This is a genomic window from Streptomyces sp. AK08-02 (genome assembly GCF_033795085.1).
GTDB classification, from domain to species: Bacteria; Actinomycetota; Actinomycetes; order Streptomycetales; family Streptomycetaceae; genus Streptomyces; species Streptomyces echiniscabiei.
Window position 1 is genome coordinate 68943 of record NZ_JARAZV010000003.1, and the last position, 22773, is coordinate 91715.

The 22773-nt window shown below is 70.6% G+C and carries 20 protein-coding genes and 1 pseudogene; 5 read left to right on the forward strand and 16 right to left on the reverse strand.

From position 1 onward, the window contains the following. Positions 1-3 precede the first annotated feature (3 nt). The 14 genes and pseudogenes from PV734_RS06700 to PV734_RS06765 all read right to left on the reverse strand — a co-directional run bounded on the left by PV734_RS06700 (position 4) and on the right by PV734_RS06765 (position 13360). Complete coding sequence (locus PV734_RS06700; protein WP_319288922.1) at positions 4-852, reverse strand: TatD family hydrolase; 849 nt, start codon at positions 850-852, stop codon at positions 4-6. Next, positions 822-1526 (reverse strand): EboA domain-containing protein, encoded by a 705-nt coding sequence (locus PV734_RS06705; protein WP_319094733.1) that lies wholly within the window; start codon positions 1524-1526, stop codon positions 822-824. Before PV734_RS06705 ends, PV734_RS06700 begins: the two co-directional genes overlap by 31 nt. Next, positions 1523-2551: a sugar phosphate isomerase/epimerase family protein gene (locus tag PV734_RS06710; protein ID WP_319094928.1), complete on the reverse strand. Its 1029-nt coding sequence runs from the start codon at positions 2549-2551 to the stop codon at positions 1523-1525. The genes PV734_RS06705 and PV734_RS06710 overlap by 4 nt, the downstream gene beginning before the upstream one ends. A 179-nt stretch (positions 2552-2730) precedes the next feature. Then, a pseudogene (locus PV734_RS06715) lies at positions 2731-2877 on the reverse strand (myo-inositol-1-phosphate synthase); the annotation flags it as partial. Positions 2878-2989: 112 nt separating this feature from the next. Next, on the reverse strand, positions 2990-3163 hold the full coding sequence (locus PV734_RS06720) for a hypothetical protein (RefSeq protein WP_319094732.1): 174 nt from the start codon (positions 3161-3163) through the stop codon (positions 2990-2992). 87 nt (positions 3164-3250) lie between these two features. Continuing rightward, the gene (locus tag PV734_RS06725; RefSeq protein WP_319094731.1) at positions 3251-4255 is read right to left on the reverse strand and encodes a sugar phosphate isomerase/epimerase family protein; all 1005 of its coding nucleotides are present in this window, start codon (positions 4253-4255) and stop codon (positions 3251-3253) included. A 15-nt stretch (positions 4256-4270) separates the two neighbouring features. Then, positions 4271-5476, reverse strand: a complete 1206-nt coding sequence (locus PV734_RS06730) for a Gfo/Idh/MocA family oxidoreductase (RefSeq protein WP_319288923.1) — start codon at positions 5474-5476, stop codon at positions 4271-4273. 139 nt (positions 5477-5615) lie between these two features. Further along, positions 5616-6665 (reverse strand): substrate-binding domain-containing protein, encoded by a 1050-nt coding sequence (locus PV734_RS06735; protein WP_319288924.1) that lies wholly within the window; start codon positions 6663-6665, stop codon positions 5616-5618. A gap of 17 nt (positions 6666-6682) precedes the next feature. Further along, a complete protein-coding gene (locus tag PV734_RS06740; RefSeq protein WP_319288925.1) occupies positions 6683-7702 on the reverse strand; it encodes an ABC transporter permease in 1020 nt (339 codons plus the stop codon). After that, the gene (locus tag PV734_RS06745) at positions 7699-9261 is read right to left on the reverse strand and encodes a sugar ABC transporter ATP-binding protein (RefSeq protein WP_319094727.1); all 1563 of its coding nucleotides are present in this window, start codon (positions 9259-9261) and stop codon (positions 7699-7701) included. The genes PV734_RS06740 and PV734_RS06745 overlap by 4 nt, the downstream gene beginning before the upstream one ends. 149 nt (positions 9262-9410) lie before the next feature. After that, a complete protein-coding gene (locus PV734_RS06750) occupies positions 9411-10592 on the reverse strand; it encodes an ROK family transcriptional regulator (protein WP_319094726.1) in 1182 nt (393 codons plus the stop codon). A gap of 210 nt (positions 10593-10802) precedes the next feature. Beyond that, positions 10803-11765 (reverse strand): beta-ketoacyl-ACP synthase III, encoded by a 963-nt coding sequence (locus tag PV734_RS06755; RefSeq protein WP_319094725.1) that lies wholly within the window; start codon positions 11763-11765, stop codon positions 10803-10805. A gap of 139 nt (positions 11766-11904) precedes the next feature. Further along, on the reverse strand, positions 11905-12051 hold the full coding sequence (locus PV734_RS06760) for an MFS transporter small subunit (protein ID WP_319094724.1): 147 nt from the start codon (positions 12049-12051) through the stop codon (positions 11905-11907). Beyond that, the gene (locus PV734_RS06765) at positions 12026-13360 is read right to left on the reverse strand and encodes an OFA family MFS transporter (protein ID WP_319094723.1); all 1335 of its coding nucleotides are present in this window, start codon (positions 13358-13360) and stop codon (positions 12026-12028) included. Before PV734_RS06765 ends, PV734_RS06760 begins: the two co-directional genes overlap by 26 nt. Before the next feature lie 361 nt (positions 13361-13721). Here PV734_RS06765 and fdhD point away from each other — a divergent pair, with 361 nt between their 5' ends. Next, on the forward strand, positions 13722-14579 hold the full coding sequence (gene fdhD / locus PV734_RS06770) for a formate dehydrogenase accessory sulfurtransferase FdhD (protein WP_319094722.1): 858 nt from the start codon (positions 13722-13724) through the stop codon (positions 14577-14579). A gap of 95 nt (positions 14580-14674) precedes the next feature. Here fdhD and PV734_RS06775 read toward each other — a convergent pair whose 3' ends face one another. After that, complete coding sequence (locus PV734_RS06775; RefSeq protein WP_319094721.1) at positions 14675-15106, reverse strand: MarR family winged helix-turn-helix transcriptional regulator; 432 nt, start codon at positions 15104-15106, stop codon at positions 14675-14677. A 98-nt stretch (positions 15107-15204) separates the two neighbouring features. Here PV734_RS06775 and PV734_RS06780 point away from each other — a divergent pair, with 98 nt between their 5' ends. After that, positions 15205-16131 carry a quinone oxidoreductase family protein gene (locus PV734_RS06780; RefSeq protein ID WP_319094719.1) on the forward strand — a complete coding sequence of 309 codons (927 nt, stop codon included), beginning with the start codon at positions 15205-15207 and terminating at the stop codon, positions 16129-16131. A gap of 187 nt (positions 16132-16318) precedes the next feature. Next, positions 16319-18220: a sialidase family protein gene (locus PV734_RS06785; protein WP_319094718.1), complete on the forward strand. Its 1902-nt coding sequence runs from the start codon at positions 16319-16321 to the stop codon at positions 18218-18220. Positions 18221-18566: 346 nt separating this feature from the next. Here the strand turns inward: PV734_RS06785 and PV734_RS06790 are convergent, their stop codons facing one another. Further along, positions 18567-19583, reverse strand: a complete 1017-nt coding sequence (locus tag PV734_RS06790) for a bile acid:sodium symporter family protein (protein WP_319094927.1) — start codon at positions 19581-19583, stop codon at positions 18567-18569. Positions 19584-19738: 155 nt separating this feature from the next. On the opposite strand from PV734_RS06790, the gene PV734_RS06795 reads away from it, so the two are divergent. After that, positions 19739-20602: a LysR substrate-binding domain-containing protein gene (locus PV734_RS06795; RefSeq protein WP_319288926.1), complete on the forward strand. Its 864-nt coding sequence runs from the start codon at positions 19739-19741 to the stop codon at positions 20600-20602. 319 nt (positions 20603-20921) lie between these two features. Then, complete coding sequence (locus tag PV734_RS06800) at positions 20922-22748, forward strand: AMP-dependent synthetase/ligase (protein WP_319094716.1); 1827 nt, start codon at positions 20922-20924, stop codon at positions 22746-22748. Positions 22749-22773 lie beyond the last annotated feature (25 nt).

The window sequence follows — 22773 nt, forward strand, 5'->3', positions numbered from 1 at the left end:
CGGTCACTCCCCGCCGCGCAGGACGGAGTTGCCCTCGTGGGTGGCGTCGGTCGCGTCGACTTCGAGGTCCAGTCGGCCGCTGAGCCCGTAGAAGGCGACCGGGTTGCGCCACAGGACGCGGTCGACGTCGTCCTCGGTGAAGCCTTCCGCCAGCATCAGGTCGCCGACCCCGCGGGTCTTGAGGGGGTCGCTTCTGCCCCAGTCCGCCGCGGAGTTGACCAGGATCTGCTCGGGGCCGTAGCCGCGGAGGACGGCGACCATCCGTTCCTCGTCCATCTTGGTCTCGGGATAGACCGAGAAGCCGAGCCAGCAGCCGCTGTCCTTCGCCTCCTTGACGGTGGTCTCGTTGAGATGGTCGACCAGGACGTGTTCCGGGGGCAGGGCCGACTCCCTTACGACGTCCAGGGTGCGGCGCAGGCCGGCGAGCTTGTCACGGTGCGGGGTGTGGACGAGTGCGGGCAGGCCGTGGTCGGCGGCGAGTTGGAGCTGGGCGGCGAACGCGGTGTCCTCGGCGGGGGTCATCGAGTCGTAGCCGATCTCACCGACGGCGACGACGCGGTCCTTGGCGAGATACCGGGGCAGTTCGTCGAGGACGGGGGTGCAGCGGGGGTCGTTCGCCTCTTTGGGGTTGAGGGCGATCGTGCAGTGGTGGGCGATGCCGTACTGGGCGGCGCGGAAGGGTTCCCAGCCCAGGAGGGAGTCGAAGTAGTCGAGGAAGGAGGCGGGAGAGGTGCGCGGCTGGCCGAGCCAGAAGGAGGGTTCGACGACGGCGCGGACGCCTGCGGTGTACATGGCCCGGTAGTCGTCGGTGGTCCGGGACGTCATGTGGATGTGGGGGTCGAAGATGCGCATCGGACTCCTTGCTCCTTCGCTTCGGACGCCGTCATGGCCAGGACGCGGTGCAGATCGTCAGGGACTGGGCGGCCGGCGGCGGTGCGTTCGGCGGCGTAGTCGTCGAGCATGCGGGCGAGTTCCGTGTCGGCCCGGGCCCGGTGGTGGAGGTCGGCCACCGCGTCGACGGGCACTCCGGTGAACAGGCACTTCAGCACGGCGTGGCGCCAGTTGTGGGCGTCCAGATGACGGGCGGCGTACGGGCCGACGGCCGCGGCGACGAGGCTCGTGTCGTTGGTGCGCAGGGCGTCTTCGACGAGGGGGAGGGCGTCGGGGCCCGCGACCAGGTGGGGCAAGGCGTGCAGGACGGCTCGGCGTTCGGCGGCGGTGCCCTGTCGGTAGACACGGGTGACGGCGTCCGGGCCGGGCCGGGCGGCGTTCAGGATCAGGACGCGTACGGCGTCGGCCTGGTCGGTGCCGCAGCGGCGACCGGCTTCTGCTAGGCGCAACTCCCAGGCGGAGATGGGGCCTTGGGTGTGGGAGCGGGCGGCTGCCTCGTCCAGGGCGAGGGCGAGCCAGGTGCGGGCGGCTTCACCGAGGTGGGCGGTGACCTGGGTGTGGAGATCGTCCAGTGGGGCGAGGGAGAGGGGGTTGCCGGCCGCCGGGGCGCCCGGTTCGGTGCGGGGCGGGCTCATACAGCTCTCCTTTCGACGGGGGTGGCGGAATGCCTGGCCGGTGGTGCGGGGTGGGTGACGGGAGCGTCCTTCGGGGTGGTGGCGATCCCGGGGTGAACGGTCTGCGGACCTGGTGGGGCGGGTCGGGGCGGCGGGGCGGCCGGCTCTGTGGTTTCGGGGAGGTTGGCGGCCTGGTTCGTGGCGGAGGGTGCTGTACGGCGTAGGTGGTGGAGGGAGTGTTCGGCGTAGTGGGGGCCGGCGTGGGAGTGGCGGGGGAGTTCCACGACGGTCAGGCCCTGGTAGCCGGTGGCCGACAGTGCGGCGAGCACGGGCGGGAAGTCGATCTCGCCGTCCCCGAACGGGAGGTGTTCGTGGACTCCGCGGCGCATGTCCTCGATCTGGACGTGCCGCAGCCAGGGTGCGGCGGCACGGACGCAGCCCGCGGGAGGGAGGGGTTCGAGGCACTGGCAGTGACCGATGTCGAGGGTGAGGCCGAGCGCCGCAGGGTCGTCGAGCGCGTGGCGGAGGTGGTGGAAGTCGGCGAGGGTGGCGAGCAGATGGCCTGGTTCGGGTTCGATCGCGAGGGGAACGCCGGCTGCGGTGGCCGCCTCCAGGACGGTGGTGAGTCCTTCGGTCAGGCGGTGCCAGGCGGTGACCGGGTCCGTGTCGGCGGGGCGGGCGCCGCTGAAGCAGTGCACGGCGTGCGCGCCGAGGTCCGCGGCGACGCGCACGGCCCTGAGCAGCAGGTCGACGCGCCGTGAGCGGTCCTCCGGGTCGGCGTCGAGGAGCGAGGGGCCGTGTTTGCGGCGTGGGTCGAGTACGTAGCGGGCGCCGGTCTCCACGGTGACGCCGAGACCGAGGGTGTTCAGGCGGCGGGCGACGCGTCGGGTGCGCTCGGTGAGGTCGGGGGCGAGCGGGTCGAGGTGCATGTGGTCGAGGGTCAGACCGACGCCGTCGTAGCCGAGGTCGGCCAGCAGACCGAGGGCGTCGTCGAGACGGAGGTCGGTGAGGCCGTTGGTTCCGTACCCGAAGCGGAGTGGGGCCAGGGGGGTGCGGGGAGGGGCGGGGTCGGACGGCGGCCCGGATCGGGCGCGGTCCCGGTCGGTCCGGTCGCGGGCGCCGTCCGCGGAGGGTGCGCCAGGTCGGGTGCTCACCGGTGTTCCTTGTCTTCGCCGGAGGGTCGGGCGCCCGGGGTCTGCGCCCGGGAGGTCGCGGTCCGTGAACGGGGCGTCTCGGTGACCATGCCCGTGGGGCGGCGCGGTCCCGCTGTCACGGCGGCGCGGCCCGCGACGACGGTGGTGGCGACGGAGCCGCGGGCTCCGATCAGCCATACCCCCACACGAGTTCGAGGACGGGACGACGATGTGGGCATGGGCGGCCTCCTTGCCGTTCGCGGTGTGCGCGGTGTTCGCACCCTCCGGCGGCGGGGCGGGAGGGCAAGGAAGGCGGCGGGCGGAGGTCCGGCGTCCCCCGCCCGCCGCCGCTCAGGGGGCGGCAGCCTGGTCGGCGACGGCTGCGCCGGCCTGGGGTGCGACCAGGGCCGGTGACGCTCCCGCGAGCGGCGCGCCCGTGAACAGGGCGAGCGCTCTGCGGAACCCCGGGTGTCGTCTGTGACGCTCGATTCTCGCGGTGCGGGTGGGGCCGACTTTCGCCTGCACGAATGCCTCCAGAATGGAGCTCGTGGTACATGCGGGTGCGATACGCCGGGGTGCGCCGTCACCCCGGAACGGTCAGGAGCGCCAGGTTCAGTCGCTGCTGCCGAACGCCGCGTCGAACGAGGCCGTCGGCGGGTCGAAGTCGTACGCCTTGAGGCGGGTCAGTGCTTCGGGTGCGCCGTGGAGTCGGTCCATGCCCGCGTCCTCCCACTCGACGGAGACGGGGCCCCGGTAGTCGATGGAGCGCAGCATGCGGAAGACGTCTTCCCAGGGGACGTCGCCGTGGCCGGCGGACACGAAGTCCCAGCCGCGGCGGGGGTCGCCCCAGGGCAGATGTGAGCCGAGGCGGCCGTTGCGGCCGTCGAGCCTTGTGCGGGCCTCTTTGCAGTCGACGTGGTAGATCCGGTCGCGGAAGTCGTAGAGGAAGCCGACCGGGTCGAGGTCCTGCCACACGAAGTGGGAGGGGTCGAAGTTCAGGCCGAAGGCGGGCCGGTGGTCGACTGCCTCCAGGGCGCGCTGGGTTGTCCAGTAGTCGTAGGCGATCTCGCTGGGGTGGACCTCGTGGGCGAACCGCACGCCCTGGGCGTCGAAGACGTCGAGGATCGGGTTCCAGCGGTCGGCGAAGTCCTGGTAGCCGCGGTCGATCATCGACTCGGGGGCGGGCGGGAACATCGCGACCAGGTGCCAGATCGCGGAGCCGGTGAAGCCGATGACGGTGTCGACGCCGAAGGCCGCCGCCGCCCGCGCGGTGTCGGCGATCTCCGCCGCCGCCCGCCGCCGTACGCCCTCCGCGTCACCGTCGCCCCAGATACGGGCGGGCAGGATCGCCTGGTGCCGCTCGTCGATGATGGCGTCGCACACCGCCTGGCCGACCAGGTGGTTGGAGATCGCCCAGCACTTGAGGCCGTACTTGTCGAGGAGCTGGTGGCGGCCCGCCAGATAGGAAGGGTCCGCGAGCGCCTTGTCGACCTCGAAGTGATCGCCCCAGCAGGCGAGTTCGAGACCGTCATAGCCGAAGTCACGGGCCAGACGGCAGACCTCTTCGAGAGGCAGGTCGGCCCACTGGCCGGTGAAGAGTGTGAAGTCGCGCGGCATTCTCGTCGAGCCTCCTCAGACCGATGCGGATGAGACAGCTATGGGTGTGTAGACGGAGTTCTTCTCCGCGCTCTCCTCGACCGCCGCGAGGACGCGTTGCACCTGGAGGCCTTCCGTGAAGGACGGCCGGGGGCGGTTGCCCGCCGCGATCGCGAGGACGAGGTCGCGGGCCTGGTGGACGAAGGTGTGCTCGTAGCCGAGTCCGTGGCCCGGCGGCCACCACGCGTCCAGGTAGGGGTGATCGGGTTCGGTGACGAGGATGCGGCGGAACCCGGCGTGTGTGCCGGGTTCGGTGCCGTCGTGGTACCCGAGTTCGTTGAGTCGTTCCAGGTCGAAGGCCAACGAGCCGTGTTCGCCGTTGAGTTCGATGCGCAGGGCGTTCTTGCGGCCGGTCGCGTACCGGGTTGCCTCGAAGGACGCGAGGGCGCCCGAGGCGAAGCGGCCGGTGAACACGGCCGCGTCGTCCACGGTGACCTGCCCGGCGCCGACGGTCGCGGTGGCGGTCAGGCCGTTGACCGTGCCGCCGGGCAACGGGCGTTCCCGTACGAAGGTTTCGGTGAGGGCGGAGACACCGGCGAGGGGTTCGCCCACGAGGTACTGGGCGAGGTCGATGATGTGGGCGCCCAGGTCACCGAGCGCGCCCGACCCGGCCGTCTCTCTGCGCAGTCGCCAGGTGAGGGGGAACCGCGGGTCCACCAGCCAGTCCTGAAGGTACGTCACCCGTGCGTGCCGCAGGCTGCCCAGCCGTCCCTCGGCGACCATGGAACGGGCGAGCGCGGCGGCGGGCAGACGACGGTAGTTGAAGCCGACCATCGCCAACTGGCCGCGCTGCTCCGCCTCTTCGGCCGCCGCTGTCATCGCCATGGCTTCCTCGACGGTGTTGGCGAGGGGCTTTTCGCACAGTACGTGTTTGCCCGCGGCGAGGGCGGCGAGGGCGATCTCGGCGTGGCTGTCGCCGGGGGTGCAGATGTCGACGAGGTCGACGTCGTCCCGTTCGACGAGGGCGCGCCAGTCGGTCTCGGCCGCCGCCCAGCCGTGCTTGTTCGCTGCCGCTCGGACGGCACCCGGGTCCCGGCCGCAGATCGCGGCGAGCACCGGGCGCCGGGGCAGGTCGAAGACGTGGCCCGCAGTGCGCCAGCCCTGGGAGTGGGCCGCGCCCATGAACGCGTATCCGACCATGCCGACGCCCAGTGCCGGCTTGTCTGCCTGCGGCTCTGCCATGCGGATGTCCTCCTCGTGGTGGGGGGGTGATCCAGTGGGTCCGGCTGCGGGTGCGTTGCGGCTGGTCGCGCAGTTCCCCGCGCCCCTTGAAGGGGCGCGCCAGGAACCTTGCCCTCTGGAGCCCCTGCTGGGTGTCCCTCTACTTGAAGCCGGTCGGCATGTACTGGTCGATGTTGTTCTTGTCGACGACCGCCGAGTAGAGCGTGAGGGAGGAGGGGATCTCGAACTCGGAGAGGCCGCCCACCCCCTTGCCCTGGCCCAGTGCGCGGGCCAGGTCGATCGCGGAGGCGGCCATCGTGGGCGGGTAGAGCACGGTCGCCTTCAGGACGCCGTTGTCCTGCTTGATGGCCTGGAAGGCGGAGAGGGCGCCCGCGCCGCCGACCATCAGGAAGTCGTCGCGGCCTGCCTGGTCGATGGCCCGCAGCGCGCCTACGCCCTGGTCGTCGTCGTGGTTCCACAGGGCGTCGAACTTGGGCTGTGCCTGCAGGAGTTGGGCCATCTTCGCCTGGCCCGACTCGACCGTGAACTCGGCGGCCTGGCGGGCGACCTTCTTGATGTTGGGGTAGTTCTTCAGGGCGTCGTCGAAGCCCTGGGTGCGCTGCTTGGTCAGTTCCAGGTTGTCGAGGCCGGCGAGTTCGATGACCTTGGCGTCGGACACGTCCTTGAGCTTCTCGCCGATGTACTGCCCCGCGTTGAAGCCCATGCCGTAGTTGTCGCCGCCTATCCAACAGCGGTACGCCTGTGGGGTGTTGAAGATCCGGTCCAGGTTGACGACGGGGATGCCGGCGCGCATGGCCTTCAGTCCGACCTGGGTGAGCGCCTTGCCGTCGGCGGGCAGGATCACCAGTACGTCGACCTTCTTGTTGATCAGCGTCTCGATCTGGCCGATCTGCGCGGCGGTGTCGTTCGAGCCCTCGGTGATCTCCAGCGTCACGTCGGAGTACTTCTTCGCCCTGTTCTTGGCGTTGTCGTTGATCGCGTTGAGCCAGCCGTGGTCGGCCTGCGGTCCGGCGAAGCCGATGGTGACGGCCTTGCCGGGGGTGTCCGCGGCGGCCGGCTGGTTGTCGTTCGCGGCGGGCTCGTCCACCGGATCGTTGCTGGTGCAACCGGTGAGCAGGACTCCCGCCCCGACGGCGGCGGTCCCGAAGAGCAGTCCTCTGCGGCTTGTGAAAGGCGTCGGCTCTGGCATGGCGGTGAACCCTTCCCTCAGGTCGTGCTTGCGGTGCGGCGCTGGACGAGCACGGCGGCGACGATGATCGCGCCCTTGGCGATCTGCTGCACATCGCTCTGCAGGTTGTTCAGGGCGAAGATGTTGGTGATCGTGGTGAAGATCAGGACGCCCAGGACGGAGCCGACGATGGTGCCGCGACCTCCGCTGAGCAGGGTGCCGCCGATGATCGCGGCGGCGATTGCGTCCAGCTCGTACAGGTTCCCGTTGGTGTTCTGGCCCGAGCCGGACAGGATGATCAGCAGGAAGGCGGCGATCCCGCAGCACAGTCCGGACAGCAGGTAGAGGTAGAGGCGCTGGCGGCGTACGTCGATGCCCGCCAGACGGGCGGCCTCCGCGTTGCCGCCCACGGCGACGGTACGGCGGCCGAAGGTGGTGCGGTTCAGGATCAGCCAGCCGAGAATCGTCACTACCGCGAAGACGAGCACCAGGGGCGGGATGCCGAGGACGTAGGCGTCGCGCTCGCCGAGGTCGAGGACACTGTCGATCGTGACGATCTGTGTCGCACCGTCGGTGATCTGGAGGGCGAGTCCGCGTGCCGAGGCCAGCATGGCGAGCGTGGCGATGAACGGGACCATCCCGCCGTACGCGATGAGCAGGCCGTTGACCAGTCCGCAGCCCACGCCGACGAGTACCGCGGTGAAGAGGATGCCCGCGAAGCCGTACTCCTGGGTGGCGACGGTGGTCGCCCACACCGAGGAGAGGGCGACGATCGCGCCGACCGACAGGTCGATACCGCCCGACATGATGACGAAGGTCATGCCGACGGTGACGACGCCGATGACCGAGCCCTGGGTGAGGACGAGTTGGAGGTTGCGGGTGTCGAGGAACTCGTCGGGCTTGGTGATGCCGCCGACGACGATCAGTGCGGCGAGGACACCGAGGAGGGAGAGGGTGCGGATGTCGGCGCGGGCCACCACACCTCGCCAGGGCGGGAGTTGACCGGCTGCCGGGGCTTTGTCGGTGGTGTCGCGCGGTGGGGACACGGGCTGCGTCATGACGCGGGGCCCCTTTCGCCGGCCGCGGAACTTGTGCTGGCCACGGGGGCTCCTTCCATCACGAGGTCGAGCACGCGGTGTTCGTCGAGTTCGCGGGCGGGTGCCGTGTGGACGACCCGGCCCTCGCGCAGGACCAGGACACGGTCGGCGAGGCCGAGCACCTCGGGTACCTCGCTGGAGACCAGCAGGACGGCGAGACCCTCGTCGGCGAGGCGTCGGACGACCGCGTACAGCTCGGCGCGGGCGCCGACGTCGACGCCCCGGGTCGGTTCGTCGAGCAGCAGGACCCGGCAGCCGCGCAGCAGCCAGCGGGCGAGGACCGCCTTCTGCTGGTTGCCGCCGGAGAGGGTGCGCACGGGTACGGAGGGGTTGTCGGGCCGTAGCGACAGCTCGCGGGTGGCGGCGCGGGCCGCGGCCAGTTCGGCTCGCCGGTCGAGCCAGCCTCCGTGTGCGAAGCGGGACATGGAGGAGACCGACACATTGCGGGTGACGGACTCCAGCAGCAGCAGTGCCTGCGCCTTGCGTTCCTCGGGGGCGAGCCCGAGCCCGGCGCGCACCGCGGCCCGTACGCTGCCCGGCCTCAACACGTGCCCGTCGACCAGCACTTGACCGGCCGTGGGCCTGCGGGCGCCGTAGATGGTCTCCAGGATCTCCGAGCGTCCCGACCCGACCAGTCCGGCGAGGCCCACGATCTCGCCGGGCCGCACGGTGAGGTCGACGGGCGCGAACTCGCCTTCCCTGGCGAGCCCCTGGACTTCGAGGACCGGCGGGCCGGCCGCGTCCCGCGGTGTCGGTGGGCGTTCCGGGAAGACGTACTCGACGTTGCGGCCCGTCATCAGGGCGACGACCTCGCTGGTCGGCGTGGACTTCGCGGGGAGCCCGCCCGCCACCGCCCGGCCGTCCTTGAGGACGGTCACGCGGTCGCCGATGCGGCGGATCTCCTCCAGGCGGTGCGAGATGTAGACGACGGCGACCCCGGCGGCGGTCAGGTCGCCGACGATCCGGAAGAGGTTGTCGACCTCCTCCGGGTCGAGCGCCGCGGACGGCTCGTCCATGACGATCAGCCGTACGTCGTGGGAGAGCGCCCGTGCCATCGAGACGATCTGCTGCTGCGCCGCCGACAACTCCCCCACCAGGCGCCCTGGATCGACCTCCGGATGACCGAGCCGGCCGAGCAGAGCCGCTGTCGCTGTCTTCGCCGTCCTTCCTCGTACGACGAAGCCGGCGGTCGTCGGTTCATGGCCGAGGTGGACGTTCTCGGCCACCGACAGGCCTTCGACCAGGTCGAGTTCCTGGTAGATGGTGGCGATACCGAGGCGCATGGCGGCGATCGGTGAACGCAGGGTGACCGGCTCGCCGCGCCAGTTGATGACGCCGTCGTCGGGCTGGTGGGCGCCGGCCAGGACCTTGATGAGGGTGGACTTGCCGGCTCCGTTCTGGCCGAGCAGACAGTGCACTTCGCCGGCCTGGACGTCGAGGTCGACGCCGTCGAGGGCCCGGACTCCGGGGAACGACTTGGTGATGCCGGACATGCTGAGCAGCGGTGGTTCTGGTGCCATGACGGTTCCCCTTGGCGGGCGTGCGGGCCGGTTGCAGGGTGGATCGCTTGCTGGGCAGGCGTTTTCTCGCAGGGCAGAGCAGGGCGCTGTGCTGGTGGTGTGTGTCGGGTGACGTGGCTACGGAGTGGGCCGAGCGGGACGGGGTCGGTCTACGCGGGTGAGAACAGGTGGTCGCTGATGAGCCGGGCGGCGCCGATGACTCCGGCGGTGGGGCCCAACTCCCCCAGAACGATCGGCAGGTTGCCGGTCGCCAGGGGCAGCGACTGGCGGTAGACCTGGGTACGGATCGCGGCGAGCAGGGTGTGGCCGAGGCCGGTCACCCCGCCGCCGATCACGACCAGGCCGGGGTTGAAGAAGCTGACGAGACCGGCGATGACCTGGCCGGTGCGGTTGCCGCCCTCGCGGATCAGGTCGAGCGAGGTGGCGTCCCCGGCGGCAGCGGCGGCGGCGACGTCGACGGCGCTCAGGGCGCCGCTCGCCTCCAACCGGGCGGCGAGTTCCGCCGAAAGTCCTTGCTGGGCCGCCTCTTTGGCGTCGCGGGCGAGCGCGGCGCCGCTGAAGTGGGCTTCCAGGCAGCCCCGGTTGCCGCAGGCGCACGGGCGCCCGTCGGGTACCGCCTGGATGTGCCCGATGTCTCCGGCGCTGCCCGTCACCCCGCGGTGGACCTCACCGCCGACGACGATCCCGCAGCCGATTCCGGTGCCGATCTTGACGCAGAGGAAGTCGTTCACGGAGCGGGCCACGCCCGCGTGCTGCTCCCCCATCGCCATCAGGTTCACGTCGTTGTCGACCATCACCGGGCAGCCCAGTTCCTGGCTGAGTGCCTCCCGTACGGGGAAACCGTCCCAGCCGGGCATGATCGGCGGGGCGACCGGTACGCCCTCCGGGAAACGGACCGGGCCCGGAACACCGATGCCGGCGCCGTCGAACCCCTCCGCGAGCCCGGAAGCCCTCAACTTGGCGGCCATGGACAGGACTTGCTCGAAGACCGCGACCGGGCCCTCGCGTACGTCCATGGGCTGGTTGAGGTGTCCCAGCACTTCCAGTTCAGCGTTGGTCACCGCGACGTCGATCGAGGTCGCGCCGATGTCGACGCCGAGGAAGCGCAGGGCGGGGGCGAGCCGGATGTTGTGGGAGCGGCGGCCACCTCGGGAGGCGGCGAGTCCGTCGGCCACGATCAGGCCCGTCTCCAGGAGGCGGTCCACCTCCACGGCCAGCTTGGACCGTGACAGGTCGACCTGATCCCCCAGCTGGGCCCGGGAGTTGGGCCCACCGTCACGCAACAGCCGCAGCAGTCGGGCCTGGTGGGAGTTCGCGGGTCGTGCGGTCATACGTCTCACAAGCCCCTCCCAGCCTGGTCAGGCACCAACCTGCCACGGTTCCGGCCGCTTCGCCGGGCTTTCGAGTGGAACGTAGCAGCGACCGCCGGGGCTGGGAAGAAGTCGAGCACAGATTGAGGCCGACTTCTTCCATTGAGAGGACAAAGAGGGGGCGCCGAGGCACCGTGAGTGTTCGGCGAACACCTTCCGGAGCCGGAATCGTCACGGGCAGCGGACGACCTGCCCGGCGTACGAGAGGTTGCCTCCGAAACCGAACAGAAGGACGGGGTCGCCGGTGGAGATCTCGCCGCGCTCGACCAGTTTGGAGAAGGCCAGCGGAATGCTGGCGGCCGAGGTGTTGCCGGACTCGACGACATCGCGGGCCACGACGGCGTTCACCGCGCCGATCTTCGCCGCCAGCGGCTCGATGATGCGCAGGTTGGCCTGGTGCAGGACGACGGCTGCGAGGTCCTCGGGGGCGAGACCGGCGCGCTCGCACGCCTGGCGGGCGATGCGCGGCAGCTGGGTGGTGGCCCAGCGGTAGACGCTCTGGCCCTCCTGTGCGAAACGCGGGGGCGTGCCCTCGATCCGTACCGCGTGCCCCATCTCCGGCACCGAGCCCCACAGCACGGGCCCGATACCCGCGGGTCCCGGCGCGTCCGCGGCGGCGGGCGGGCAGGCCTCGACGACGGCGGCGCCCGCCCCGTCCCCGACGAGTACGCAGGTCGTGCGGTCGGTCCAGTCCGTCACCGCTGACATCTTGTCGGCGCCGATGACGAGGGCCCGTACCGATCCCCCGGCCCGTACCGCGTGGTCGGCAGTGGCCAGGGCGTGGGTGAAGCCGGCGCACACCACGTTGAGGTCCATCGTGGCCGCCGAGGGGATGCCGAGGCGGTTCGCCACCCGGGCGGCCATGTTCGGCGAGCGGTCGACGGCGGTGGAAGTCGCGACGAGGACGAGGTCGATCTCGCTGGCGGCCAGGCCCGCCGCGGCGAGCGCCTTGGCCGCGGCGTGCGCGGCCAGCTCGTCCACGGGCTCGTCGGGCCCGGCGATGTGGCGCGTACGGATGCCCACCCGGCTTCTGATCCACTCGTCGTTGGTGTCGACCAGACCCGCCAGGTCCTCGTTCGTGAGTACCTTGGCGGGCTGGTAGTGACCGACGGCGGCGATGCGCGAGCCGTTCATGGGCGGGTCCCCTTTGCTGCTTTGCGGTAGCGGGATCCTCCAGTCTGATCAGTGACTCACCAGTACGACGGCACGCGATGCCACAGGATTAACGCGGCCGGGTTGTCGGCTTCCATCAGACTCCCCCGGGTCCGAACACCTACCCGGTGAACAGCTGTGTCGCCTTCTGCACCAGTTCGTAGACGCCGTAACAGAGCGGCAGGCCCACCCACAGCCAGGCGAAGGCGATCAGGGGCCGGCGGTCCGTCGGGCCCGCGTTCTCAGACGGACTGTTCTCGCTGGACATCGGCGGCCTCCTTCGGCGCGGGCACGTGGTGACGGGGATCGACGGGGCGGACGAGTTCGTTGGCGACGAAGCCGACGGCGAGCAGTCCGATCATGATGGCGAACGATGTCCCGTAGAGCGCCGAGCCGTGTTTGCCGGCCTCCTCCTGGCGGTCCGCGATCCAGTTGACGATCAACGGGCCGAGTACCCCGGCCGTGGACCAGGCGGTGAGCAGCCGTCCGTGGATCGCGCCGACCTGGTAGGTCCCGAAGAGGTCCTTCAGATAGGCGGGGATGGTGGCGAATCCGCCGCCGTAGAAGGAGAGGATCACCAGGGCGCACAGGATGAACAGTGGCTTGGAGGAGTCCCCGAACCAGGCTATCGACGCGTACATCAGTGCCCCGACGCCGAGATAGACGCGGTAGATGTTCTTGCGGCCGATCAGGTCGGAGGTGGACGACCAGCCGATCCGGCCCGCCATGTTGGCCGCCGAGAGCAGCGCGACGAAGCCGGCCGCCGCCGACACCGAGACCGGAGTGGAGCTGTCCGCGAAGAAGTCCTTGATCATCGGCGCGGCCTTCTCCAGGATGCCGATGCCCGCGGTCACGTTCATGCAGAGGACGACCCACAGGCACCAGAACTGCGGGGTCCGCACGGCGCTGCGCGCGGAGACCTGGACGCCCGTGAGGGCGCTCGGCCCGCTCGACCCGTCGGCGGCGGGCTTCTCGCCGCGCGGCACGCGGACCAGGAGCACGCCGAGTGACATGAACGCCGCGTACGCCAGTCCGTGCACGAGGAAGGCCAGCGCGATCCCGGAGCTGTCGGAACCGAACGACTCCAGCATCTGCGCCGACCACGGCGAGGCGATGAGCGCGCCGCCGCCGAAGCCCATGATCGCGATGCCGGTGGCCATGCCGGGCCGGTCGGGGAACCACTTGATGAGGGTGGAGACGGGCGAGATGTAGCCGATGCCCAGGCCGATGCCGCCGACGAAGCCGTAGCCGAAGACGATCAGCCAGTACTGCTCGGTGGCGGCGCCGAGCGAGGCGAGCAGGAAGCCGGAGGAGAAGCAGACCAGGGCGACGGTCATGGCCCAGCGCGGTCCGTTGCGCTCGACGAGCGTGCCGCCGAACGCGGCGGACAGGCCGAGCATCACTATGCCGAGCTGGAAGGGCAGCGCGCTCTGGGTGCCGCTGAGGCCGAGTGCGGATTCCAGCGGCGGCTTGAAGACGCTCCAGGCGTAGGCCTGGCCGATGGACAGGTGGACCGAGAGTGCGGCCGGAGGAACGAGCCAGCGGCTCCAGCCGGGCGGCGCTATGGGGGGACTCATGATCCCGGACGATAGGAACCGGCCGCACGGTTGGGAAGGCGGCCGGTCGAACTCGCCGACCGTATGCGGTGAACGGTATCCGCACTGCGCCGAACGGTCGTTCGGACCGGACGAACGGTGCCCCCGGCCACCCTGAGCGCGCCTTCCCGGCCACCATTTCTCCGCTTCCCGGCCACAGGGCCGCAGCCGACCAGGGGCACACCTCTTGCCGAGTCGACTCCCATACTGTAGACAATATGTCGTCAACCCGTTCCCTCGCGGTGGCGGAATTCCACGGCCCGCGGCGCCACCTCGCGCGTGCAGGACAATGAGAACGAGAAGGTCACCTACCAGCACGTACAGAACCGGGGCTGATCAGGACATGGGACGAGTCACCGAACGGCGCAGGGTGATCCGGATCCGGGACGGGGTGATCTCCACCCGGCCGGACACGCTCGTCGCCGAGGAACCCATGGAGATCCGGCTGAACGGCAAGCCGATCGCCATCACCATGCGGACACCGGGCGACGACTTCGCGCTCGCCGCCGGCTTCCTGGTGAGCGAGGGCGTGCTCGCCGAGCGGCGCGAACTCCAGAACATCGTGTACTGCGCGGGGGCCACCACGGACGGCTCGAACACGTACAACGTGGTGGATGTGCGGACGGCTCCGGACGTGGTGCTGCCCGACATCACGCTGGAGCGGAACGTGTACACGACGTCCTCGTGCGGCCTGTGCGGAAAGGCCAGCCTGGACGCGGTCCGTACGACGGCGCGCTGGGCGATCGACGACGGCGCCGATACTCCCCCGGTCCGGGTGACCCCCGAACTGCTCGCGAGCCTCCCCGACCGGCTCCGGGCATCCCAGCGAGTGTTCGACCGGACCGGGGGCCTGCACGCGGCGGCCCTGTTCACGGAGGAGGGCGAACTGCTCGACATCCGTGAGGACGTGGGCCGGCACAACGCGGTCGACAAACTGGTCGGCCGGGCCCTGCAGAACGGCGACCTGCCACTGTCCCGCGTGATCCTGCTGGTCTCCGGCCGGGCGTCGTTCGAACTGGCTCAGAAGGCGGTCATGGCCGGGATCCCGGTGCTGGCGGCCGTCTCGGCGCCCTCGTCGCTCGCCGTCGACCTGGCGGCCGAGTCGGGGCTGACCCTGGTGGGGTTCCTCCGGGGCGCCAACATGAACGTGTACGCGGGCGAGGACCGTATCGCTCTGCGGGCCGCGGCCTCCCAGGGCTGAACGGCTTCCCCGCGGCACGGCGGCGGGGTCCCGAACGGCGGGGAGCGCCCCCTGCGCCGGTGGGGCCCCGCTTCTGCCCATCGGGCCGCCGGCCGCTAACGCGTGCCCGAGACCCTGGTGAGCAGGCCCAGGAACAGTTCGCGTTCCACTCCGGTGAGCGGCGCCAGCAGTTCGTCGTTGGCCCTGCGTGCGGCCCGCTCGCAGCGGGCCAGCAGTTTTCGCCCCTCCGACGTGACCGTCACCGCGTTCTTGCGCCGGTCGCGCGGATCGGGCGTGCGCACGACCAGTGAGGCGCCCTGAAGGTCGTTGAGCACGCCGACCATGTCCTTGGCGTCGAGCCCCACCCCGCGCACCAGTTCGGCCTGCGCGACCGGGCCCACCTCCGCGACGGCGGAGAGCACCACGTGATGCCACATCTTCAGCCCCTCGTCCGCCAGCGCGGCGGCGACCAGTGCCCGTCCGCGGTCGGCGGCCCTCCCCAGGATCCAGCTGGGGAGGACACGTATGGAGCGAAGTTCGACAGACATGCGGAAAGACTAACCAATAATCATTGGACCTCCCAATGGTTATACGTTTATCGTTGGGGCTCCCAACGGTTTCTCCACGTGCGAGGTAAGAGGTGCGGATGCGGCGCGTTCGGTACGGGCACACAGGTGGTCCCCTGTTCCTGGAGGAGGCCCCCCTGCCGGAACCCGGGCCCGGTGAGCTCCTCGTCCGCTGCGAGGCGGTCGGCGTCACCCTTCCCGCCGTCCGCAAGGTGACCGAGGCCGACGAGCCGGTCCCGCTGGGCGGCGAGATCGCCGGTGAGGTCGTGGCGGTGGGCGCCGGGGTGACCGGTTTCCGACGGGGCGAGCGCGTGACCGGGCTCTGTTTCGGCCACGCCTACGCCGACTTCGCGGTGCTCCGGGAGGCCATGGCCTCCCCCGTCCCCGACGACGCCTCCCCGGTGGCCGCGGTCGCGCTCGTCCGCAGCGGGCTGGTCGCCCTCGGCGCGCTGTCCGCCGCCCGCCCCTCGACGGGCGAAACGGCGCTGATCACAGGGGCTGCGAGCGGAGTCGGACATCTCGCGGTGCAGCTCGCGCGGACGCGCGGCGCGTCCCGGGTGGTCGGCGCGGTCTCCGACCCCGCCAAGGCCGACTTCGTGCGCTCGCTCGGAGCCGACGAGGTCGTCACGTACGACCGGATGGACCGCGGCGACCGGTCCGCACCCGTGGACTACGTCCTCGACGCGGTCGGCGGGGCGCTGCTCACCCCGGCGCTCGCCGCCCTCGCGCCCGGCGGGCGGCTCGTCGCGTACAGCTCGGGCGGCGGGACCGTCCGGGCGTACGACCTGCTGGTGGGTTCAACGACCGTCACCGGCTTCCAGCTGCGCCGAATAGCCCGCGAGCGACCCGAGTTGTACGAGCGGTGGCGCCGCGAGCTGTGGCGGCTGTTCACCGAAGGAACCGTACGACCGGTGGTGCACGGGGAGTTCGCGCTGGCGGACGCGGCCGGAGCACACCGGGTCATCGAGTCCCGGACCAACCTCGGCAAGGTTGTCCTGATCCCCTGACACACGGTTCTTGTGGGGCGGCTGAGCATCCAACTACCGTCTGATGCGCGCACGTTGGACGTAGGATGTCCAGATTTTCGGATGCCCGATTGTTCAGATGTCCAGACCTCTGAAGTCACGAACTCCCACGTCACGAACTCTGAAGTCCAGACGCATGAAGTCCAGACGTTGAAGGGCAGGGCCGTACATGCCGTCAAGTCTTCGCGCACGTCTCAGATACACCCTCACGGCCGTGTTCACCACGGCCGCTCTGCTGCTCGCGATGCCGAGCCCCGCAGGCGCCGAACAGGCCACCCCCACGGCCACGTTCGAGCAGCAGGTGCTCTTCCGGGCCTCCCAGGACCCCGGTTACGCCTGCTACCGGATCCCCGCGATCGTCCGGACCCTGAAGGGCACGCTGCTGGCGTTCGCCGAGGGGCGGAAGGACAACTGCGGGGACGCCGGTGACATCGATATCGTCGTCAAGCGGTCGACCGACGACGGGCGCACCTGGGGCCCGGTGCAGGTGGTCGACGACGGCGGGGTCGACACCCATGGCAACCCGGCGCCCATCGTGGACCGGGAGACCGGCCGCATCCTCCTCGCGGAGAGCTGGAACACCGGCCGGGGCGGCGGGAACTGCCCGGTGCCGTGCGACCGCACTCCCCATCTGCAGTACAGCGACGACGACGGACTGAGCTGGTCCGAGCCGCGCGATCTGAGCGCCGAGATCATGCCCCCCGAGTACAACTCCTGGTATGCGACGGGCCCCGTGCACGGCATCCAGCTCACCCGGGGCGAGAACGCGGGCCGGCTCGTCTTCGGCGTCAACACCGAGACGTGGGACGGCAGTCGGATCACCGCCAACCATGCCGCGCTGATCATCAGCGACGACGGCGGCGACCACTGGAAGGTCGGGGCCACGGACACCTGGCCGATCGCGGCGGACGGCACCTTCCGGCAGAAGCCGTCCGAGGTGACGCTCACCGAGCGCTCGGACGGGGTGATCCTGGTCAGCGGGCGCGAACAGGACGGTACCGATCTCGGACACCGCACCCAGGCCTTCAGCGCGGACGGCGGCAGCAGCTTCCTCACCCCGTTCCACGCCCTCCCGGATCTCTACGCGCCCCAGGTCCAGTGCTCCACCGTGGGCTTCGGCGCCCGTGTGCTGCTGGCCTGCCCGGGCGATCCCGACCGGCGCCGGACGATGATGATCCGCTCCTCCTACGACGGCGGGCGCACCTGGGACAGCGTGGACCGGGGCACGGTCGTCTCGCGGGACTGGTCGGGCTACTCCGACCTGGTCAAGATCGACAGTGAGACGGTGGGCCTGATGTACGAGGGCGGCACCGTCGACGCACGCGACGAGATCCGCTTCGCCCGCTTCACCGAGGACTGGCTGACGCCCGCGCGCGGCCCGGACCCGACCACCCGTGACCTGGCCCCCGGCGCCCGTCCGGCCGCGGTTCTCGGCGGTGCCACGCAGACCACCGGGGTGTTCGGCGGGGGCGCGCTGGAGTTCGACGGCGTGGACGACGCGGTGCGCCTCCCGTACAGCGACCGTCTGCCGCTGGGCACCAAGGACTTCACGGTGGCTCTCTGGTTCCGGACCACGGCGACATCGGGTGACCGGCCGCTTCTGTGGATGGGCGGGGTCGGCTCCACCCAGCCGCAGGTCTGGCTGCGGGCCGAACCTGCGAGCAACCGGGTCCGGGGCCTGATGACCGTCCGGGACGGCGCGTCGGCCGTCAGGACGGCTTCGGCGACCTCCGTGGGTACCTACAACGACGGCCAGTGGCACTTCGCGGCCCTGCGTCGTGGCGGCGGCCAGTTCACCCTCTTCGTCGACGGTACGGCGGTCAGCGTCGCGGACGTCACCGGGTCGGTCAGCCGCAACTCGGTGTTCGGGGTGCACGTCGGGCAACGGGTGGACAGCCTGCAGCACTTCAGCGGCGCGATCGACGATGTCCGGGTCTGGGACCGGGCGTTGGACAACGCGGAACTGTCCGCGGCCTCCATGACGGCGACGGTGGACGAGGCGGCGGCCACGAGCAGTACAGTGCTGTGGCTGCCGATGGACGAGGTGAGCACCGGTCGCTCCGCGCGGTAGGTGAATCGTTCGCCGCGGGGCGGTGGGGGCCGGTCGCGCAGTTCCCCGCGCCCCCTACGGGGCGCCCCCGGCCCGCGGCTCAGCCGGAACACGTCGGCTGGACCAGGTGAACACGAGCCGCTCCCCGCGATAGGTGCATCGTTTCCCGCGGGCCGGTGGGGGCCGGTCGCGCAGTTCCCCGCGCCCCCTACGGGGCGCCCCCGGCCCGCGGCTCAGCCGGAACACGTCGGCTGGACCAGGTGAACACGAGCCGCTCCCCGCGACAGCTGCATCGTTTCCCGCGGGCCGGTGCGGGCCGGTCGCGCAGTTCCCCGCGCCCCCTACGGGGCGCCCCCCGGCCCGCTGCTCAGGCGGAACGTGTCGTTGCCGTCACGCGGGGCGGGGCCGCCGGTTCCTGCTCGGTGGCCGTCTCGTCGGTGGTCGCCGGGTCCCGCGACCGGCGTTTGGCGATCACCGCGCACACCATCAGCTGCATCTGGTGGAAGAGCATCAGCGGCAGTACGGCCAGCGCGGCCTGGGTCCCGAACAGGACGCTCGCCATGGGCAGTCCGGCCGCCAGGGACTTCTTCGAACCGGCGAACTGGATCGTGATCCGGTCCTCGCGGCCGAAGCCGAGCGCCTTGCCGCCGTACCAGGTGAGCGCCAGCATCACCGCGAGCAGAACGGCCTCGACGACCATGAGTCCGGCCAGCCGGCCCGGGCCGACCTGGTGCCAGATGCCCTCGACCACGCCCTCGCTGAACGCGGTGTAGACGACGAGGAGGATCGAACCGCGGTCCACCAGCCCGAGCACCTTCTTGTGCCGGGTGACGAACGCCCCGATCCAGCGCCGGAGCACCTGCCCGGCGACGAACGGGACCAGCAGCTGGAGCACGATGTCGACGAGCGAGTCGAGCGAGAAGCCGCCGCCGGTGCTGCCGAGCAGCGTGGCCGCGAGCAGCGGGGTGACGACGATGCCGACGAGGGAGGAGAAGGAGCCGGCGCAGATCGCGGCGGGCACGTTGCCCCGGGCCATCGAGGTGAAGGCTATCGACGACTGGATCGTGGACGGGACAAGGGTGAGGAAGAGCAGGCCGGTGTAGAGGTCGTGGGTCAGGAACACCGGTTCGAGTCCACGGGCGGCCAGGCCGAGCAGCGGGAAGACGACGAACGTACAGGCGAGAACCGTGCCGTGCAGGCGCCAGTGTTTCAGGCCGGCCAGCGCCTCGCGGGTGGAGAGGCGGGCGCCGTAGAGGAAGAAGAGGAAGGCGATGGCGGCCGTGGAGGCACCCGAGGCGACGTCGGCGCCCGTCCCGCGTGCCGGGAGGAGCGCCGCGAGGCCCACCGTCCCGAGCAACAGCAGGATGTAGGGGTCGATCGGCATCCAACTCGGCCACTTCAGGCGTTTCACGGTGCTCCACTACTCAGGTTCAGGGACGGTCGTGCCCTTTCCATCGTCCTCCTCCGCCTCGTGATCGGGAATCCCGTACACCGCTCTGACTGTCATCGTGTTTCGCGATAACGAGGTAGCGTGGAGACGTGTACGACCCCTCTCATCTGCGGACCTTCCTGACGGTGGCCCAGACGCTCAGTTTCACGCAGGCCGCGCGTCGGCTCGGGCTGCGCCAGTCCACGGTCAGCCAGCATGTGCGGCGCCTGGAGGACGCGGCCGGACGGCAGCTGTTCTCCCGGGACACGCACTCGGTGGAGCTGACCGAGGACGGCGAGGCGATGCTCGGCTTCGCCCGCCGCATCCTGGAGGTGCACGAGCAGGCGACGGCGTTCTTCACGGGCACGCGGCTGCGTGGCCGACTGCGGTTCGGCGCGTCCGAGGACTTCGTGCTGACCCGGCTGCCGGAGATCCTGGAGGCATTTCGCAGCGACCATCCCGAGGTCGGTGTGGAGCTGACGGTCGAGCTGTCGGGCACCCTGCACGAGCAGCTGGCCGCCGGGAAACTGGATCTCGTTCTGGCCAAGCGGCGCCCCGAGGATCCGCGTGGTGAGCCGGTCTGGCACGACGAGCTGGTGTGGATCGGCGCGCAGCGGCTGCGCCTGGAGGCCGACCGTCCGGTGCCGCTGATCGTGTACCCGCCACCGGGCATCACCCGTGCCCTCGCCATGGAGGCGCTGGAGCGGCAGGGCCGGGCGTGGCGCGTCGTGTGCACCAGCGGCAGCCTCAACGGTCTGATCGCGGCGGCCCGGGCGGGCCTCGGCGTGATGGCCCACTCACGCGGCATGATCCCGCCCGGCCTGGTCCGCGTGCCCGACCGCGCCGGGCTGCCGGAACTGGGCCAGGTCGACTTCGTCCTGGTCCACGGCCAACGCCGTACGTCGGCCCAGGGCGCGGCGGACGCGCTGGCGGCGGCGATCCTGACGAGCGGGGACCGGCTGCACCGGCGCTGACGGAACAGGCGTGACGAAATCGACGTCCGGAACGCAGTGAGAGTGGGCGAGCGGTCGCCCGCGGGTTCTTCGAGACCTTAAAGAGAGTCCCAAGAGCCCTGGCACGGGCGGTGAGCGGGTCGGTCGGATTCGGTGGAGATACAGGGACCTGGTCATCCGTCGACGGAGGCGGATCTGTCCGTCCCCTACCCATACAGACACAATTTTCCGCCCACGCCGGCGCACAAGCACAGCACCGCCCGGTTTCGTACCCCCTCCCGCGGTATGAGGCCGTGGGGTAGTTTTCACGGCGCTGTGCAAGGCGTCACTAGGAGCGGGTTTGCGCGAATTCACCAACCCTCCGTTGGCGTTGGCGCCGCCCGTGGGCGGACTGGCCGACGTGGTGTTCGAACATGCCCAGGAAGACCCCCTGCGTGTCGCGCTCGGCCGAAAGGACGAGGCGGGCCAGTGGCGGGACGTGACCGCGGGCGAGTTCCGCGACGAGGTCCTCGCCCTCGCCAAGGGCCTGCTCGCGCGGGGCATCCGGTTCGGGGACCGGGTCGCGATCATGTCCCGCACGCGCTACGAGTGGACGCTCTTCGACTACGCGCTGTGGACGATCGGCGCCCAGGTGGTGCCGGTCTACTCGACGTCCTCGGCGGAGCAGGTCTTCTGGATGCTGTACGACGCCGAGGTCACGGCGGCGATGGTGGAGCACGAGGACCACGCGATGACCATCGCCACCGTCATCGACCGGCTTCCTCAGCTGCGCCAGTTGTGGCAGCTCGACGTCGGCGCCGTGCAGGAGCTGTACGAGGCCGGCGCGCACCTCGACGACGACACGGTGCACCGGCACCGGCTCGCGGTCACCCCCGAGTCGACCGCGACGATCATCTACACCTCCGGCACCACGGGCCGCCCCAAGGGCTGTGTCATCACCCACGCGAACTTCATGTTCGAGGCGGACACCGTCATCGAGCGGTGGGAACCGGTGTTCCACTCCAAGAAGGGCGACGAGGCGGCGACCCTGCTCTTCCTCCCCCTCGCACATGTCTTCGGCCGGATGGTGCAGGTGGCCGCGATCCGCGGCGGGGTGCGTTTCGGTCACCAGCCGCAGCTCAACGCGGCGGCCCTGCTGCCCGACCTCGCCGCGTTCCGGCCGACGTTCTTCCTCGGCGTGCCGTACATCTTCGAGAAGGTCTTCGGCGCCGCCCGTCGCAAGGCCGAACGGGAGGGCAGATCCGGCCCCTTCGAGAAGGCCGTCGAGGTCGCGGTGCGCTACGCGGAGGCGATGGAGGAGAAGGCCTGGGACGTGGGCCCCGGCCCGTCGGCGGGCCTGCGGATGCAGCACCAGCTCTTCGAGAAGCTCGTGTACTCCAAGATCCGGGCCGCGATGGGCGGACGCGTACGGCAGGCGATGACCGGCGGTTCGGGCATGGACCGGCGGCTCGGGCTGTTCTTCGCGGGCGCGGGCGTGCACATCTACGAGGGCTACGGCCTGACGGAGACGACGGCGGCGGCCACCGCGAACCCGCCGGAGCGCACCCGTTACGGCACGGTCGGCCAGCCCATCCCCGGTATGACGGTGCACATCGCGGACGACGGCGAGATCTGGCTGCGCGGCGACAACGTCTTCCAGGGCTATCTGAACAACCAGAAGGCGACGGACGCGACCCTGCACGACGGCTGGCTGGCCACCGGCGATCTGGGCTCCCTCGACGAGGACGGCTTCCTCACGATCACCGGCCGCAAGAAGGAGATCCTGGTGACGTCGGGCGGCAAGAGCGTCGCCCCGGGAGGCCTGGAGGAACGCGTCCGGGACCATCCCCTGGTTGCCCAGTGCATCGTGGTCGGCAACGACCGGCCGTACATCGCGGCCCTGGTCACCCTGGACCGGGAGGCCGTCGAGCACTGGCTGACCATGCGCGACAAACCGCAGCTGACCTCGACGGAACTGGTCCGCGACCCGGACCTGGAGAAGGAGGTGCGACGCGCCGTGGTCGCCGCGAACACCCTGGTCTCCAAGGCCGAGTCGATCCGTACGTTCCGCATCCTGGCCCAGCCGTTCACCGAGGAACACGGTCTGCTGACGCCGTCCCTGAAACTGAAACGCAAGGCGATCGAGGACGCGTACGCGAAGGAGGTCGAGGCCCTGTACCGGGCCTGACCTCCTGTCGGGCCTGCTCCTGCCG

Excerpts from the sequence above, each read along its gene's own strand:
- PV734_RS06730 (WP_319288923.1), bottom strand. The coding sequence starts at position 5,476 with ATGGCAGAGCCGCAGGCAGACAAGCCGGCACTGGGCGTCGGCATGGTC.
- PV734_RS06785 (WP_319094718.1), top strand. The coding sequence starts at position 16,319 with ATGCCGTCAAGTCTTCGCGCACGTCTCAGATACACCCTCACGGCCGTG.
- PV734_RS06765 (WP_319094723.1), bottom strand. The coding sequence starts at position 13,360 with ATGAGTCCCCCCATAGCGCCGCCCGGCTGGAGCCGCTGGCTCGTTCCT.
- fdhD (WP_319094722.1), top strand. The coding sequence starts at position 13,722 with ATGGGACGAGTCACCGAACGGCGCAGGGTGATCCGGATCCGGGACGGG.
- PV734_RS06740 (WP_319288925.1), bottom strand. The coding sequence starts at position 7,702 with ATGACGCAGCCCGTGTCCCCACCGCGCGACACCACCGACAAAGCCCCG.
- PV734_RS06700 (WP_319288922.1), bottom strand. The coding sequence starts at position 852 with ATGCGCATCTTCGACCCCCACATCCACATGACGTCCCGGACCACCGAC.
- PV734_RS06755 (WP_319094725.1), bottom strand. The coding sequence starts at position 11,765 with ATGAACGGCTCGCGCATCGCCGCCGTCGGTCACTACCAGCCCGCCAAG.
- PV734_RS06790 (WP_319094927.1), bottom strand. The coding sequence starts at position 19,583 with ATGCCGATCGACCCCTACATCCTGCTGTTGCTCGGGACGGTGGGCCTC.
- PV734_RS06745 (WP_319094727.1), bottom strand. The coding sequence starts at position 9,261 with ATGGCACCAGAACCACCGCTGCTCAGCATGTCCGGCATCACCAAGTCG.
- PV734_RS06725 (WP_319094731.1), bottom strand. The coding sequence starts at position 4,255 with ATGCCGCGCGACTTCACACTCTTCACCGGCCAGTGGGCCGACCTGCCT.
- PV734_RS06780 (WP_319094719.1), top strand. The coding sequence starts at position 15,205 with ATGCGGCGCGTTCGGTACGGGCACACAGGTGGTCCCCTGTTCCTGGAG.
- PV734_RS06705 (WP_319094733.1), bottom strand. The coding sequence starts at position 1,526 with ATGAGCCCGCCCCGCACCGAACCGGGCGCCCCGGCGGCCGGCAACCCC.
- PV734_RS06735 (WP_319288924.1), bottom strand. The coding sequence starts at position 6,665 with ATGCCAGAGCCGACGCCTTTCACAAGCCGCAGAGGACTGCTCTTCGGG.
- PV734_RS06760 (WP_319094724.1), bottom strand. The coding sequence starts at position 12,051 with ATGTCCAGCGAGAACAGTCCGTCTGAGAACGCGGGCCCGACGGACCGC.
- PV734_RS06750 (WP_319094726.1), bottom strand. The coding sequence starts at position 10,592 with ATGACCGCACGACCCGCGAACTCCCACCAGGCCCGACTGCTGCGGCTG.
- PV734_RS06775 (WP_319094721.1), bottom strand. The coding sequence starts at position 15,106 with ATGTCTGTCGAACTTCGCTCCATACGTGTCCTCCCCAGCTGGATCCTG.